At 34.2% G+C, this 16,107-nt stretch carries 16 protein-coding genes and 2 pseudogenes; 7 read left to right on the top strand and 11 right to left on the bottom strand.

What is annotated here, in order from left to right; translation table 11 throughout:
- Nucleotides 1-301 precede the first annotated feature (301 nt).
- The 4 genes and pseudogenes from HUB92_RS03215 to HUB92_RS03200 all read right to left on the bottom strand — a co-directional run.
- Nucleotides 302-844: a hypothetical protein gene (locus HUB92_RS03215; protein WP_209473313.1), complete on the bottom strand. Its 543-nt coding sequence runs from the start codon at nt 842-844 to the stop codon at nt 302-304.
- Between the two features lie 109 nt (nt 845-953).
- Nucleotides 954-1,130 (bottom strand): annotated as a pseudogene (locus HUB92_RS03210) (phospholipase D-like domain-containing protein); the annotation flags it as partial.
- 14 nt (nt 1,131-1,144) lie between these two features.
- A protein-coding gene (locus HUB92_RS03205) for an IS5 family transposase (RefSeq protein WP_209472530.1) occupies nt 1,145-1,971 on the bottom strand; the annotation gives its coding sequence in 2 pieces (ribosomal slippage) (nt 1,145-1,584 and nt 1,584-1,971; 828 coding nt in all).
- Nucleotides 1,972-2,028: 57 nt separating this feature from the next.
- Nucleotides 2,029-2,388: pseudogene (locus HUB92_RS03200) on the bottom strand (phospholipase D-like domain-containing protein); the annotation flags it as partial.
- Between the two features lie 77 nt (nt 2,389-2,465).
- Between HUB92_RS03200 and HUB92_RS03195 the strand changes: the two are divergent.
- The 4 genes from HUB92_RS03195 (at nt 2,466) to HUB92_RS03180 (ending at nt 4,718) form a co-directional block, all read left to right on the top strand.
- The gene (locus HUB92_RS03195; RefSeq protein ID WP_209473310.1) at nt 2,466-2,627 is read left to right on the top strand and encodes a hypothetical protein; all 162 of its coding nucleotides are present in this window, start codon (nt 2,466-2,468) and stop codon (nt 2,625-2,627) included.
- Complete coding sequence (locus tag HUB92_RS03190) at nt 2,558-3,499, top strand: IS481 family transposase (protein ID WP_410543344.1); 942 nt, start codon at nt 2,558-2,560, stop codon at nt 3,497-3,499. Before HUB92_RS03195 ends, HUB92_RS03190 begins: the two co-directional genes overlap by 70 nt.
- Nucleotides 3,500-3,622: 123 nt before the next feature.
- Nucleotides 3,623-4,099, top strand: coding sequence for a bacterioferritin (gene bfr / locus HUB92_RS03185; RefSeq protein WP_010081932.1), 477 nt, complete (start codon nt 3,623-3,625; stop codon nt 4,097-4,099).
- A gap of 1 nt (nt 4,100) precedes the next feature.
- Nucleotides 4,101-4,718: an SURF1 family protein gene (locus tag HUB92_RS03180; RefSeq protein ID WP_209473308.1), complete on the top strand. Its 618-nt coding sequence runs from the start codon at nt 4,101-4,103 to the stop codon at nt 4,716-4,718.
- Nucleotides 4,719-4,748: 30 nt separating this feature from the next.
- On the opposite strand, the gene HUB92_RS03175 is transcribed toward HUB92_RS03180, so the two are convergent.
- Both HUB92_RS03175 and HUB92_RS03170 read right to left on the bottom strand, forming a co-directional pair.
- Entirely contained in the window at nt 4,749-6,467 is a 1,719-nt protein-coding gene (locus HUB92_RS03175) for a monovalent cation:proton antiporter-2 (CPA2) family protein (RefSeq protein ID WP_209473307.1), read from the bottom strand.
- 5 nt (nt 6,468-6,472) lie between these two features.
- A complete protein-coding gene (locus tag HUB92_RS03170; RefSeq protein WP_010081997.1) occupies nt 6,473-7,045 on the bottom strand; it encodes a thioredoxin family protein in 573 nt (190 codons plus the stop codon).
- Nucleotides 7,046-7,153: 108 nt separating this feature from the next.
- Here HUB92_RS03170 and tmk point away from each other — a divergent pair, with 108 nt between their 5' ends.
- A complete protein-coding gene (tmk, locus tag HUB92_RS03165) occupies nt 7,154-7,744 on the top strand; it encodes a dTMP kinase (protein ID WP_010081998.1) in 591 nt (196 codons plus the stop codon).
- Here tmk and HUB92_RS03160 read toward each other — a convergent pair.
- From HUB92_RS03160 to HUB92_RS03140, 5 genes are all read right to left on the bottom strand, one after another.
- Nucleotides 7,737-8,405: a hypothetical protein gene (locus tag HUB92_RS03160; protein ID WP_010081999.1), complete on the bottom strand. Its 669-nt coding sequence runs from the start codon at nt 8,403-8,405 to the stop codon at nt 7,737-7,739. The two genes, tmk and HUB92_RS03160, sit on opposite strands and share 8 nt — an antisense overlap.
- A 52-nt stretch (nt 8,406-8,457) precedes the next feature.
- A protein-coding gene (locus HUB92_RS03155; protein ID WP_209472530.1) for an IS5 family transposase occupies nt 8,458-9,284 on the bottom strand; the annotation gives its coding sequence in 2 pieces (ribosomal slippage) (nt 8,458-8,897 and nt 8,897-9,284; 828 coding nt in all).
- A 179-nt stretch (nt 9,285-9,463) separates the two neighbouring features.
- On the bottom strand, nt 9,464-11,305 hold the full coding sequence (ftsH, locus tag HUB92_RS03150; RefSeq protein ID WP_209473305.1) for an ATP-dependent zinc metalloprotease FtsH: 1,842 nt from the start codon (nt 11,303-11,305) through the stop codon (nt 9,464-9,466).
- 12 nt (nt 11,306-11,317) lie between these two features.
- Nucleotides 11,318-12,613, bottom strand: a complete 1,296-nt coding sequence (gene tilS, locus HUB92_RS03145) for a tRNA lysidine(34) synthetase TilS (protein ID WP_209473303.1) — start codon at nt 12,611-12,613, stop codon at nt 11,318-11,320.
- A 184-nt stretch (nt 12,614-12,797) separates the two neighbouring features.
- Nucleotides 12,798-13,277, bottom strand: a complete 480-nt coding sequence (locus HUB92_RS03140; RefSeq protein WP_010081889.1) for an OmpA family protein — start codon at nt 13,275-13,277, stop codon at nt 12,798-12,800.
- A gap of 275 nt (nt 13,278-13,552) precedes the next feature.
- On the opposite strand from HUB92_RS03140, the gene HUB92_RS03135 reads away from it, so the two are divergent.
- On the top strand, nt 13,553-14,980 hold the full coding sequence (locus HUB92_RS03135) for a gluzincin family metallopeptidase (RefSeq protein WP_209473301.1): 1,428 nt from the start codon (nt 13,553-13,555) through the stop codon (nt 14,978-14,980).
- Between the two features lie 23 nt (nt 14,981-15,003).
- Nucleotides 15,004-16,080, top strand: coding sequence for a rod shape-determining protein (locus tag HUB92_RS03130; RefSeq protein ID WP_209473299.1), 1,077 nt, complete (start codon nt 15,004-15,006; stop codon nt 16,078-16,080).
- Nucleotides 16,081-16,107 lie beyond the last annotated feature (27 nt).

Raw genomic sequence — 16,107 nt, 5'->3', positions numbered from 1 at the left:
TAGCGTTTAGGGTAAATGGTCAATTTAAGGAGAAGCATAGTATTATTCATAAAAAAGTTGATTTACCAAAAATCAAGCCTTATGTAGTGGAATATCAATGGCTGTTGTCGGAGATGCGGAAAAAAAGAAGTAGCAAGTTACCAAAAGGTGTTATGCCAGATACATTTGGTCCAAGAGTTGTTTTGTGAAGTTGACAGAGTCAAGGAGAATGAAAGTTTTAAAAAATAGCATATTTTTTAATTATAAAAATTTGATATTAACTGTTGTTGGTTGATTGAGTAAAAACCAGTGAATGGTCACGTTAAAACATATTTTTAAATTTCTGCCAAAATCCTGGTTTATTATCATTAACCTTTGTAAATGTTATATTTAAACTGTATTTCGGATCATTTGGCACGTCGTATTTTATGCTAAATGTTGAAACTTTATCGTTATTGTAAATATGTACATCATCATATGATAGCTTTGTTGTGTAACACTTTACATACTTTTGCTTATCATGCACTAAATCACCTGACTCCCTTTCTAGTTCCACAAATTTCGTTTTTTTCTGACATTCCTTCATTTTTATTAAATCCTTATCTAGTGATATTGAAACTGGCAACGTATTTCCAGCATATTCTTTAGCTAAAAGTTCACTTTGAGGATACATTTTTATTTCCCTGCCAAAATGTGAGTCTATGAAATTATTACTCCAAAATTTATCGCCAGAATGCACGTACTCATCAGTAGCATACGGCACCCCACCATAATTGCATTGAACTTTGTAATCTCCAACACTGTTGTTTTGAAAAAAATCATGAATAGCAGTGTAGCTACCGGCAGCATCATTTATATAATCCATTACTTTATTCCTTAAATTTTTAGTTCATTATATCATAATCATTATGCCAATCAATCAAAAAAGCTCTCCCTTGCTGTTTTTAAAACTGATTTTGAGCAAGCGCTCTCGATTAGTTGGGAGCGTATTTGTAAGATTGTGACATTCGTGCCTCCCAGTTTTTCACATACTGCTGAATCAATTCAGGATAATCTGTAATAATTAATAAATTTTCAGCATTTCCTTTTTTAGCTGTCTTACTAAGGTTAAATGACCCTGTGATGACTTTTTGATTGTCAGCAATCATTAGACCTCTTTCGAAACTCATATAGACAGCTCAAAATTGTGAATTCCTGCTATAAAATTGAATCTTAAGCCAAAACGTTTTCTCCGATTGCGGTATCTGTCTGCAATAATTTTGAATCTTTTTAACAGACCAATTACATTCTCAACTACTACTCTTTTGCTTGCTAGCTCCCGATTTTCTACCTTTTTTTCCTTAATTAAGGGACTCTTTTTCATCCTTCTGTGTGGCAACTCGACATTTTTGTGAATTTTCTGAAAACCTCTATAGCCAGCATCGGCTAAAACTTTTATACCTTCTGATACATGCACTTTTGACTCCTTGAAAAGCCGAAAGTCATGCTTTCTCCCGTTTGAAAATGACGTACAAATAATTTTCTTGCTCTTCTTTTCTGCAATTATTTGGGTTTTTAGCGTATGTTTTTTCTTCTTTCCTGAATAAAATCTTTTCTGCTTTTTTTTGGTCTCTCTACAGGTGTTTCCGTTGCATCAATCACCAGAATCTTATATTCCACGTCGCTTTTTAGGAGTTCTTTTCGTCCTGGCAATGCGAAATCTGGGTGTTGTATTAGAGTATCCTCTACCCATTTTACAGTTTTATATGCCGTACTTTCACTTACTCCATAACTTTGACTTATGTGAAAATATGTACGGTATTCTCGTAAGTATTCTAATACCATGAGCAGCATATTCTCCTCGTTTAGCTTATTTTTCCTTCCTCCTTTGGCTTTCTTTTTTTTATTCTCTTCACATAAAATCCCTACCATTTTGTTAAATGTTGATCTCTTTACTCCTGTTAGTCGACGAAACTCCCCTTTATCGAGCTCTTTCACTATTTCATACTTCATTTCTCCTTACCTCAAAATTACTATTTTTACTACTTTATCCTAGTTTCGAAAGAAGTCTATTATCTTATTATGAGCAATCTTTGGCTTATCATCGATCCAAATTGGTACTCCACCTGAAAATAATTCATTTATAACACTATATTTTGAGTAGAGTTGCGATTTATCTAAGATGACTTTAACATCAACACCGCGTTCTTTAGCATTAATCAAAGATTTTGCAACTGTTCCAAGAGTAAATGTATATTCTTGAACTAAGATAGATTTTTTAGACTGATCTATTACGTTGATTATCGGTACAGCACAATCTTCTCCAGGTGAAAAGCAAACCGTAGCTTTTGGGCAGGGCGAAAATATAAAACCCGCATAGTAATACAGAGAAAAACACATTAACAAGAATAAAAAGTGAAAAAGCCTCACAACAACCCACCCCCGGATATACGGCGATAGGCTACATTATAATTTAATCACCTGTCAATAGACTTCTTGCATAGTTTTTGGCAACAACCGTTAGATGTACAGTCCCAGAGTGTGATGGTATGATAAAATATGAGAAAAAAATACCATCAAAGGAGGAGTTATGGGACAAATATTGCATGGGTGCGCCAAAACAACACAGACGATTCGTAGAGCAATACAAAATAGAAAAGAGAGCATAGCAAAACTCTCCAAGCATTATAACCTTAATCCAAAAACTATTATTAAGTGGAGAAAACGTTCATTTACGAAAGATGCTGATATGGGTCCAAAGCGTCCAAGATCGACTGTTTTAACGCTAGAAGAGGAAGCTATAATAGTTACATTTCGCAAGTATACACTACTGCCACTAGATGATTGCCTTTACGCTCTGCAGTCTACAATTCCGCATTTGACTCGCTCTAGCTTGCATCGTTGTTTACAAAGACACAACATTAGCAGATTACCAACTGTTGATGGAGAAGTTAAGTCAAAAAAGAAATTCAAACAATATCCTATCGGTTACTTTCATATTGATATTGCTGAAGTTAGAACTGAGGAGGGCAAATTACATTTGTTTGTTGCTATTGATAGGACATCCAAATTTACCTATGTTGAGTTGCGTAACAGTGCTACAAAACCCATAGCTGCTGAGTTCTTACGTAATTTGATTAGAATTTTACCGTATAAAATCCATACTATTTTGACAGATAACGGTATACAATTTACAAACCAGAAGCGTCATAAGTATGCTTTCCAACATATATTTGATAGAGTTTGCGAAGGGAATGTTATTGAACATCGTTTGACAAAAGTTAGCCATCCTTGGACGAATGGGCAAGTCGAGCGTATGAATAAAACTTTAAAGGATGCTACAGTTAAGAAGTATTACTATCAATCGCACCAGCAACTTAAAGAACACCTTTATAACTTTGTTATGGCTTATAATTATGCAAAGAGACTCAAAACTCTTAAGGGTCTTACTCCTTATGAATTTATATGTTATCAGTGGACACAGTCTCCAGAATTATTTATACTAAATCCACACCATCACACTCTGGGACCATACATCTAAGAAAAAACAGATATACCACGACATGCTATTTAATACGGTTGTTATCAAAGGAAATATTAAATGAGTTGCTATAACTATCGTTATCATATAAATTATGCTGATGAATTGAACTAAGGGAAGATTATGAATGAAGAGATAGTAAAACATTTGAACAAATTATTGACCAATGAGCTAACTTCTGTACGCCAGTATCTTTTGCATTTTGCGATTCTCAAAAACAATGGAATTAATAGATTTGCAGAAAAGGTAAAAAATGAGCTTAACGAAGAACTTGAACATGCAAACAAGTTGGCAGAAAGAATTTTGTTATTCAAAGGAGTTCCAAATTTTCAGGATACAAACGAAATATCAAAGCATGATGGAAAGTTTACAAAAGACACAATACGGAAAATCTTAGAAGCTAATTTGAAATTAGAGGGAAAAGGTATTAAGGATATCAAAGAAACGATTTCTATCGCTGAGAAAGAAAAAGATTTTGTTAGTGTAATGTTATTAGAAGAGATGTTAAAAAATGAAGAAGAGCACTTCCATTGGATTGAAAAACAGATTGACCTTATTGAACTAATGGGTGTTGAAAACTATTTAAGAACACAAATATAGAGTGTTAAAAAAAATAGTATTTATTTTAATTGTACCTTGCTTGCTCCTTTTTTTATTAGGATTATGGCAAGTATTCAGATTGAACTGGAAGAATAATATTATCAAAAATATGAGTCTTCCTGTTGTTCATCTGTTGCCCAATAACGACCTTGAAAAATTTAACTATAGGCATGTCAAGATTGATGGGATTCTAAGTGACATAGAACTATATGTTTTTGCAGGGCAACACGGCTATCACGTGCTGTCTCCTATGTTGCTCACTACTGGACGTTACATGTTGGTGAATAAAGGAATAGTCGGAGAAAAAAAGGAGAAAAAAGTAAAAATTGAAAAAGTAGTTGCAGATGGAATTTTATATTGCGATAGCAATAAAAGTAAAAATTGGTTTATCAAGAACGATACTGCTTCGAATACATGGTTTACCCTGAGTACAGAAGAAATTTCCAATGAGTTAGGTATTAAGCTAGAGAAGTGTGTATTGTGGCCGAACAATTTTGGCAGCAAAGTAGCTATACAGCCAATGAAGCATTTGGAATATGCAACCACTTGGTTTGCACTTTCCTTAATTTGGTTGATTATGTGCGTAATTTACTATAGGCAAAACCTCAATAAAGCTTGAAGCTTTCTGTACATAAAATTAGAGAAGTAGTTATTCATCTTTATCACTACCAAGGTCTTTTAACATACTGTAATTGCCTTTTCTGAATCTACTTTTTAAAGACGTAACTCCACTTTCGCTAATACCACTAAGGCTCAGTGCAGCTCCACCTAGCTGCAATCCTATCTCAGATGTTTCAGGAATAATTTTACTAGCTCCTAGATCTCTATAAACCTCCACATTACTCAGATCTGGTAAGCGTATTACAATATTTACATGCGGAAAATTTGCTGCAACTAAAGAAACAACTTTTTTTATAGTAACTTCATTCTTTATTGAAATAACGAGAGCTTGAGCTCTTTCTATTCCTACCGATTTTAAAATTTCACATCTTGTAACATCTCCAAGATATATAGGAAAACTATCACTTTTTCCTTCTTTGACTATTTTCGATTGAATATCTACAACAACGTAACTTAAATGCTCTGCCGTAAGCATTTTTGTTACCATATATCCCACTCTACCAAATCCAGCAACTATCACATGGTTATAAAGATCTTGTGTATCTGTTTCAACAGCTTCATCATCTAATATTGTTTTCTCAGTGCTAAATGAGTTTGCTACCCAATCTCCAAGCCCCGATAAAAGAGGAGTGAAAGCCATGGTTACTGTAGTTACCATCATAAGTACTTGAGCGATTTCACTTGGTAGCACATTTAGCTCATCTGCTAAGCGAAACAAAATAAACGCAAATTCACTGCCTTGTGAAAGCAGTAACCCAGCTTGTATAGCAGGTGCACTCTTAAACCCAAAAAATCTACACAATATATATATAATAGATGTTTTTAAAACGATAAGGATAATCGATAATAAAGTAATTAGTGGTAACTTATTGAGTAAAAGTTCGGTATTGATGGACATACCAACAGTCATGAAAAATAAGCCAAGAAACAAATCTTTAAATGGCAATACTGCGTGTTCTACTGAGTGTCTATATTCTGTTTCTGCAACTAACAATCCAGCAACAAATGCACCTAATGCTAACGATAAATGGAATTGCTCAGTAATAAATGCTGCACCTAATACTATTAAAAGCGTTGTTGATATAAAGATCTCATTACTTTCCATTTTAGCAATAACCGAAAATAAAGGTCTAAGCAATAATCTACCAGTTATAAATATCAGCACTAATGCAATAGCTGCTTGCACCAATGAACCTGCCAATGAGCTTATCAGGCTGTGCTCAGAATTGCCAGTAAGTAAAGGTACCAATACTATTAATGGTACCACTGCAAAATCTTGCATTAATAGCACTGCTATCGACAACCTACCAACCTGACTTGCTTGAGAACCTTTTTCTTGCAGAACCTGCAACACTATTGCTGTTGAGGATAGCGCAAGCCCACCACCAATAACTGTTGCTATATTCGTATTCACTCCGAAAGCAAGAGCGATGCACCATATTGCTACCATGGTAACTATAACTTGAAGAGAACCGAACCCAAATACATGAATACGCATAGCGATCAGGCGTTCAAATGTCAATTCAAGGCCTATAATGAATAATAGAAAAACTACACCAAATTCTGCAAGATTATCCATTGCTTCAGCTGAGTGTATCAGATTAAATCCGTGAGAACCAATAACTGCACCTGCAACGAAGTAACCAAGCACTGGACTAATATTCATTTTCCAAAATGCTATGACTATAAACACAGCAGCAGAAAGCAAAATTATAATATCAAACAAATGCTGAGAGCCACTGTGCATGATATTTAACCTGTAGAATTAGACCATTTAATTGAGCAGCCAATACTTGATTTTTGGTCAATTGGAGAATTACCAGTTTCTGCAATAAATTTCATAGCTTGAAATAAGTCACTACTTCCTACTTCATAGCTTTGAACCTTTTCTTTTTTTGTGTCGTTAAAACGTCCACGATAGCAAAGGTTTAAATTGGAATTAAAGCCGAAAAAGTCGGGAGTGCAAACAGCCCCGTATTCTTTAGCTATTTTCTGTGTACTATCAATTAAATATGGAAATATAAACTTATTTTCCTTGGCAAAATTAATCATATTTTCAAAGGAATCTTCTGGATATTCATTTACATCATTTGGCATTATTGCAATGGTGTTTACCTGATAATCTTTTTTCAATTGATCAACATCGCTTACCAGATTGCTAATAATTGACTGAACGTAAGGACAGTGATTGCATATAAACATTATAATAAGACCATTTTTTCCACAACAGTCACTTAATGCATAATATTTATTGTCTACTCCCAAAAGATTAAAATCTTTTGCAGTAAAACTAAAATCGACTTTAGGAGTATTCAGAGCAACCATAGACTATTATTATACCACATGTAATTTACGGTCTTATTATTTAAATGTCAAGCGGTTTCTATGTATACTGTTTGCATATTCTTTTTTAGTATTATAATTATAAAACTTATGTTCATAACTTTCGAAGGAATAGACGGCTCTGGTAAAACAACACAATCTAAGCTACTTGCAAATCATTTTAAGCAAATTCGCGGCGAAAATAATGTGGTATTGACTCGAGAACCAGGTGGCACTAACTTTGCAGAGAAGGTAAGAGGAGTATTGTTAACGAATAATATTGATTCTATTTCTGAACTCTTGCTACTTATCTCGATGAGGCGCGAACATATGAAAAAATTAATATTACCAGCTCTTGCAGAAGGAAAAATAGTGATTTGTGATCGGTTTATTGATTCAACTATTGCATATCAAGGATATGGGTTTGGAGTTGACTTAGGGCTAATAAGGGACTTACATAAGCTAGTGGAAATTAAATATCCAGATATTACATTCATTCTAGATATTGATGTTAAAGTTGGGTTAAATAGAGCAAAAGACAAGAATAAATATGAAGAAATGGATGTTAATTTTTACAATAAGGTCAGAAAAGGATTTCAGGAAATAGCCATAAAAGAGCCCGTTAGGTGCAGTGTTATCACTGGAATTGAAACAAAAAATGATAATCACGTACACAATGAAATTATTGATAAAATCACCTAGCTTGTGATAGAAAATTATCAATTTCAGGTAACATTATTTCATATGAATAACTTTTTGTTTGAGTAGCTAAAAAATCCTGTATTTTGTCTGGATCTTCTTCACTTATCATCTTATATGCCCTTGCGAGGTTCATTAATTCACTTCTATTTTTTTTATTGCTTACTTCAGTAATAGTAAAAAATTGATCAAAATGGTCTAAGAGGTCTTTATTTTTTATTGAAGACACAATATCGTCAATTTCTTTCACATATAATGCAAGTTTGTGTGCTTTACTACGATCTTCAAAACAAAGATTAACAAGCACGTTACGAAACCTATCTTTCGTAGTACTTCTCACTTCTGCTAATAAGGACTTAATATTTTCTTGGCAATGCACTCTCTTTACCGATTCAGCCGGTTCAACCATACCAAGAACATTCTTTACCAAAGATTTTTCTTCACAACTAAATATGAACATGTAATAACCCATCGATAAAGTGAAGAGCAAGAACATAGCCGGAAGTAAAAACGGAGCTAATACATTTTGTGACGCAGGGAAAATAAACCAGGTAACAGTTGCTATTGACACAGTTACAAATAATCCTGATAAACATAATTGTGCTTTTCTTCTATAATTCTGATCAATAACTGTACTTACACCAATAGAAGCTATATCAATCATTACTCACACCTCATTAAACATTAATAATAACTGAATAGACCTCTTTCGAAACTCATATAGACAGCTCAAAATTGTGAATTCCTGCTATAAAATTGAATCTTAAGCCAAAACGTTTTCTCCGATTGCGGTATCTGTCTGCAATAATTTTGAATCTTTTTAACAGACCAATTACATTCTCAACTACTACTCTTTTGCTTGCTAGCTCCCGATTTTCTACCTTTTTTTCCTTAATTAAGGGACTCTTTTTCATCCTTCTGTGTGGCAACTCGACATTTTTGTGAATTTTCTGAAAACCTCTATAGCCAGCATCGGCTAAAACTTTTATACCTTCTGATACATGCACTTTTGACTCCTTGAAAAGCCGAAAGTCATGCTTTCTCCCGTTTGAAAATGACGTACAAATAATTTTCTTGCTCTTCTTTTCTGCAATTATTTGGGTTTTTAGCGTATGTTTTTTCTTCTTTCCTGAATAAAATCTTTTCTGCTTTTTTTTGGTCTCTCTACAGGTGTTTCCGTTGCATCAATCACCAGAATCTTATATTCCACGTCGCTTTTTAGGAGTTCTTTCCGTCCTGGCAATGCGAAATCTGGGTGTTGTATTAGAGTATCCTCTACCCATTTTACAGTTTTATATGCCGTACTTTCACTTACTCCATAACTTTGACTTATGTGAAAATATGTACGGTATTCTCGTAAGTATTCTAATACCATGAGCAGCATATTCTCCTCGTTTAGCTTATTTTTCCTTCCTCCTTTGGCTTTCTTTTTTTTATTCTCTTCACATAAAATCCCTACCATTTTGTTAAATGTTGATCTCTTTACTCCTGTTAGTCGACGAAACTCCCCTTTATCGAGCTCTTTCACTATTTCATACTTCATTTCTCCTTACCTCAAAATTACTATTTTTACTACTTTATCCTAGTTTCGAAAGAAGTCTAATGATAGCATTATTGTGATGAAAATGCAATATTATGAATATTTTAATACAATTTATATTGACAGTTACAATTCTGAATGTTTTATTGCAGCGTTAGCTGATTAGCATTTTTAAGATGAGGTCAACTCTCATAGAGAGAGGATTTTTTTACTTTCTCATTCTTCTCATTTTCTTCTCTAACAATTTTTTTTCCGTTTAGTATATCCTTTATTTCATCTCCTGTTAAAGTTTCAAACTCCAGTAGATTTTCAGCAATAAGCTCTAAGCCTTTCTTATGCTTGGTCAAAATGTCTTTTGCTTTTTCATAGCAAGAAGATATGATTTTTTTCACTTCTTCATCTATGAGCTTTAGCGTATCTTCAGATGTCATATGAGGATGTTGTGGATCTTGCTGCTCACGATTGTGATACACTAGCCCTATCTCATCATTCATTCCACATTTTTTTACCATAGCACGTGCTATGTTAGATGCTTGTCGTATATCAGAAGACGCGCCACTTGTAACTTTATCGTAGCCAAAAATTAACTCTTCTGCTGCCCTGCCACCCATGGCAACAGTTATATCTGCTATCAGCTTTTCTCTTGTGTGGGACACTCTATCTGTTTCCGGTAGTCTCATAACTAAACCTAAGGCCATACCTCTTGGAATGATTGTTGCCTTGTGTATAGGATCAGAAGCAGGCATATTAACCGCAATTATCGCATGACCAGCTTCATGGTATGCAGTCAGTCTCTTTTCCTCTTCTGTCATAATTAGGGATCGTCTTTCTACGCCCATCATTACTTTATCACGTGCATATTCAAAATCATCCATGGTAACAATTTTCTTGTTTCTTCTTGCAGCGATAAGTGCAGATTCATTCACCAAATTTGCTAGATCAGCCCCTGAAAAACCTGGTGTTCCTCTTGCAACTGTTTTCACGTTTACATCTGGTGCTATTGATATTTTCTTTATATGAGTATTTAATATCTTTTCACGCCCATTTATATCGGGTAAAGAAATAGTAATCTGTCGGTCAAAACGACCAGGTCTAAGCAGTGCTGGATCTAAGACATCCGGACGGTTAGTCGCAGCAATTATTATTACACCTTCATTAGACTCAAAGCCATCCATCTCAACTAATAACTGATTTAATGTTTGTTCTCTTTCATCATTGCCGCCACCAAGACCAATCCCACGATGTCTACCCACCGCATCTATCTCATCTATAAAAATTATACAAGGAGCATTTTTCTTGCCTTGATCAAACATATCACGAACACGGCTCGCACCAACACCAACAAACATTTCAACAAAATCAGATCCAGAAATGCTAAAGAATGGCACATTAGCTTCTCCTGCAATTGCACGAGCAAGTAAAGTTTTACCAGTTCCAGGAGAGCCAATTAAAAGGCACCCTTTTGGTATTTTTCCACCTAATATTTGAAATTTTTGCCTTTGTTTAAGGAAATCAACGATCTCTACTAGCTCTTCTTTTGCTTCATCAATTCCAGCAACATCATCAAATGTTACTTTTTTTCCACTAGTCATGAGTCTAGCCCTTGACTTGCCAAAGCTTATAGTTCTGTTGCCTCCCGCTTGTGTTTGTTTAAGAAAGAATAGCAAAAAGCCAATAAAGATAAATGTTGGGACCCATGAGATAAGTAATCCACCAATTACGTTCATGGCAGAATCTCCAGTTGAAAAGGAGAATCTCACTTTTCTATCATGTAAATTTTTTATTAGGTCGCTATATATGACACCGCTTGAATTGAAACTTGAACCGTCCCTGAACTTGCCTTCAATGCTCTGGTTTTTTATGACAATATTTTCTACATCATTGTCTTCTAGTCTAGTTAAAAATTCCGAAAAAGGTATAATTGTTTTACTTTTACCTACATTTCCGCTGAATTGAATATAAGCAACTGAAATAAGAACAATAATTACTAACCAGATCAATAAGCCTTCTAAAAATTTTTTCATTTCTATTTCTAACTAAATACTAATCAAGCTTACCAAATTTTGTTTTATCGTGCTATTAATAATGCATTGAACCTTATCGTCATTGGTATTTTTTCCGTTATAATTTACATCAGGATAAGCAAGCACCTTGCTATCTTTTTGTACTGTAGGCAAAGAGTAGAAAACTTCAGGGCAGCAGTTGTAATCCTTCAGAAATTCAGGAACTTTTTGTGTTTTTTTTAATGGAGCGATGATAACTGAACACCCTTGATTTCCGAGTATTGTGCAGCTAAATCTGTTATCCCATTGGGTAGGTTCATTTAAAGGTAGGTTTACGGTAATTTCTTGTATCCTTGACGATTCTCTAATTATTAAGATATTTTCTCCATACTTTCTTATTTTACACCAAGAAAGTGTACAGTTAACATTACTATCCTTTTGCAATATTCTATTAAATATTGCAATGAGGCTGCTGTACCTTGGTTTATAATGTTTACTGGCAATTGCCATTATAGAGTAAAGAAGAAGCCTCAAGGCTATTTCCTCTGGCAATTGATAAAATTCACTTAGTTTAATTTCAATATAACCAAGATCATGCACATTAACGCAGTCATTAAACGCAAGGCGTGTGTAGTGCATCAACGCTTTTGCAGCTCTTTTCATATGAAGGGCTGTGAGGCATATTCGCTCTGTTAAAATCTCTTGATTATCACTTGCTTTAAGTAAGTTACGGTATAAAGTTCGTCTGTATTTTAAGTCATGATTGCTTCTATCTTCGATCCATTTTAACCGATGAAGCTTAGCGTACTTTTCTATTTCACTACGACTAAAATTTAACAATGGCCTAAATATATAAATACCATTTAGGAAAGACTTGTAGTCCATTGATGATAATCCATCTACGCCACTACCTCGCTCTAATCTTAACAAGAACGTTTCTGCTTGATCATCTTTGTGATGAGCAACAAGTAAATATTTAACATTATTATTTTTACACCACTCTGCTAGTAACTTATACCGTGCTTTTCGTGCCTGTAACTGAATATTGCCTTTAATATTTTGCTTCTCCCAATTTAATATGAACGATTCCTTTGCTCCAAGTTCCTTTGCATAACTTACAACAAAATCAGCTTCTTTTTGAGACTCTGGACGTAATCCATGATTTACTGTTAATGCTATAGGAAGTGAAAGCTTGTTTTTTTTTGCCCAGTTAGTCATTAAGTGCAGTAAGACTATACTATCTACACCACCTGATACTGCAACTGCAACTTGATTGTTATAGAAAGCAAAACTATTAACCACATTTTGAAATAATAACTCTAATTCCATTATGTCTCTTGATGGCCAGACAGGTCAGATCTCTTACGTCATACCGCGACTTATTTGTGGTATATATAGATCCCGCTAACAAGCAACGAAATATGACAAGTTTGTCCTTTTTTGTCTACCCCAGTGCCCTTTCTTTATGTCATCCCAGTGTTTGACACTGGGATCCAGGTTTTAATGCAAGAAACTATTTCTTTATTCCAGAAAATGAAAATTCCACTCTACGATTTTTAGCATGCTCTTTTTCATATTTAGAATTTCTAGAATCATCTTTTACATTAACCAAAGGCTCAGTTTCACCTTTAGAAGCAGTTTTTATTCTGTTTTCTATGTAGGGTGTACAACTAACCATAAATTTTTTAGCTGCATCAGCCCTTCTAGCGCCTAGCGCAAGATTATATTCATGAGAACCACGGTTGTCAGTGTGACCAGTTAAAGTAACCTTCGCGTCAGGGTTATCTTGTAACACCTCCATTACGTCAAGTAATGCATCTGCACTTACTTCAGCAATACTAGATTCATCATAACCAAAGAAAACTCTTTTATCACCTATCTGCTTAACAACAGAATTTATTTTATTTGTTGTATTTGCTCCTTTTTTTGGGCAAGAACTTACACCAGTAAGTAATAAACAAAAACAGCACATTATAACCAGTCTACTCCACATTACTAAACCTCCATAAATTTTAAATAGTGCGTAACTTTAATTTCAGTAGCTAATATCTCTCCATATTGTAATATAGTCAAGAGAAATAAAATACTAAATACTTTTTCTACAACCTTACAATTAATTTTCCTATAATATGCTGGACTCTGAATAGAAAAATCCAATAAAAGAATAAAAAGTACAATTTTTTATTGTACTTTAAGCAAATATACTTTTAACTTTATTATTAATCTATTACGGTATTAAACAGATGTTTTCTAAAATAATGAACAAATATGCAATCTTATGAGTTTTTAGAGGAAGTATTATATAGGGTAAAGAATATCGAAAATACGCTAAAAGTACTAAACCAAAGCCAATTGAATATAGAGGACAAAGTTGAACAAATGAGTCTTCTAGAAGAAATCAGACATGAAATTATCTCTCATGACGCAATAAAGGAATCATTAGCAGATGCTCTTGGTAACAAAAAAAGTGCAAATACTCAGCAGCTAAAGTTAATAGAGAGAATACATAAAAGCAACAGTGCTGTTCCTATTGATTTAGTAAAGTCTTTATCCAAAGCTAAGGTTGAATGCCAAAATTTATGGAAGCTATCTCATTCTGAAACCAGTAACTTAGAAAAACTAAAAGAACGTTTTACTGATTTAATCACACTCATTCGCGAAGTAGCTTCTATAAAATCGCAGCAATTAAAATGCTCAAAATACGACTCACTGCTTGCTGACTATGACTCTGATATCACAGAAAAGAATATAAGGGAAGTATTCCCCAAGGTAGGCAAATTTTTTAGCGAAAATGTAGATAAAATAATTGAAAAGCAGGAAAAGGATAAGGATAAGGTTACTAATATACAAAAAGTTGCTACTCAGAAACAGATTGAACTTGGCTCATTATGTTTACAGCAAATGGGTATTGCACTAAATGAGATTCGTACTTCTTATTACTACCCTATAGATTATGATGAATCTGATTTTTGTTATGGTTTATTTTCACTTTTACGGCATAGTGGTTATGCAATTTATCAAAAATGTTTAGCGCAAAATTCTATAAGTAGTCCAATTACGAGACATGTTATGTATGAAACTCAAGGGTTATTCATGGAAAGGATGATTGGAACATCCAGAGAATTTATTGAGTTTATTCAACCACACATAAAAGAGAAATTTGCTATAAAAGGCAAAACTAACGAGAAAGTTAGCAGTGTTGAAAATTTGTACTTGATTTTCAATGAAATAAACCTTTCTTCTTTTTTAAAAAATGCAGATGAATTTAGTCTGTTAGCTCATATTATGTTGAGAACTAGGTTAGAACAAGATATAATAAATGGTACATTGGAAGTCAAAGACCTGCATGATGCGTGGCTGGAAGGTATGAAGCACTATAAAATTCCAGTAAAAGCTGAAAATGAGCTAAACACTTATTTTCAAGATGAATATTGGGCAAGCGGTGTTATGGGCTACTTTCCTATAAAAATTATTGCTTTAATTGCTGCTGTGCAGATTTTCTCTTGCGTTAAAAAGAATCATTACGAATCATTAAGTGCTATAATAAAAGGAGATTTTAGTTTACTTATCAGTTGGTTATCTCAAAATATATACAGTGCAAAGTGTGGCCTGGAACTGCTAAAAAAAGTAACAGGTAAGGGTTTAGACGTTGAGTGTGTTACTTACTACTTATCTGAAAAGTATAATTTGTCTTAATAAATGGTTTTCTTGAGTTATGTATGAATTTTGTTCGAAAATTAACCGGAAAGTTTTATAGCCTTTTTACTTTCAAAGGTTTGTTTGCTAGCGATATTGCTATAGACCTTGGTACTGCAAACACTTTAGTTTATCAGAAAAATCAGGGAATAGTGCTTGATGAGCCTTCAGTTGTAGCAAGAATAAAAGAAAAAGGAAGTTACGTTCCTTATGCTTTTGGTAAAAAAGCTAAAATGATGCTTGGGAAAACGCCTGGAGAAATAGAGGCGATAAGGCCCTTAAAGGATGGAGTTATTGCTGATTTTAAAAGTGCGGAAGAAATGCTAAAATATTTCATACGCAGTGCAAACACAAAATTCACTGTTAATAAACCTAATATTATCATATGCGTTCCATCTGGATCCACGCCAGTTGAAAGGCGTGCTATACAAGATGCAGCAGAAAGTGCTGGTGCAAATGAAGTATTTTTAATTGAAGAACCAATGGCTGCAGCAATCGGAGCTGGGCTCCCGGTTACTGAACCTGAGGGTTCTATGATTGTTGATATAGGAGGCGGTACAACTGAAGTTGCAATTATTTCTTTAGGCGGAATTGTTTATTCACGTTCTGCCAGAGTAGGTGGCGATATTATGGATGAAGCAATAAAATCATATATTCGTGAAAATCATAAGTTATTAATCGGTGAAACAACCGCTGAGAAAATTAAGAAAAGCATAGGTTCAGCCAGTCTGCCAGGTGAAAATAACAAAGAGGGAATGATAATTAAAGGCAGGGATTTAGTGAGTGGCATGCCAAAAGAAATGCTTTTATCAGAATACCAAGTTGCAGAGAGTTTAATAGAGCCTGTACATCAGATAATTTCTGCTATTAGGACTGCACTGGAGAGCACTCCACCTGAACTTTCTTCTGATATAGTCGATAAAGGAATAATTTTATCCGGTGGCGGCGGATTATTGCGTAACTTGGGCAAAGTTATCAGTGAAACAACAAAACTACCAGTTCGTGTTGCAGATGACCCACTTTGTTGTGTTGCTCTGGGTAGCGGAAAAGTGCTTGAAAACATGGATTATTTTGGCCATGTTTTATTTAAGCAGGATTAAATTATTTTTAAAGGTAGTTCATCGAAT

Source organism: Wolbachia endosymbiont of Wiebesia pumilae (assembly GCF_017869285.1).
GTDB lineage: Bacteria > Pseudomonadota > Alphaproteobacteria > Rickettsiales > Anaplasmataceae > Wolbachia > Wolbachia pipientis.
This window is presented reverse-complemented; position numbering and strand designations above follow the sequence as displayed.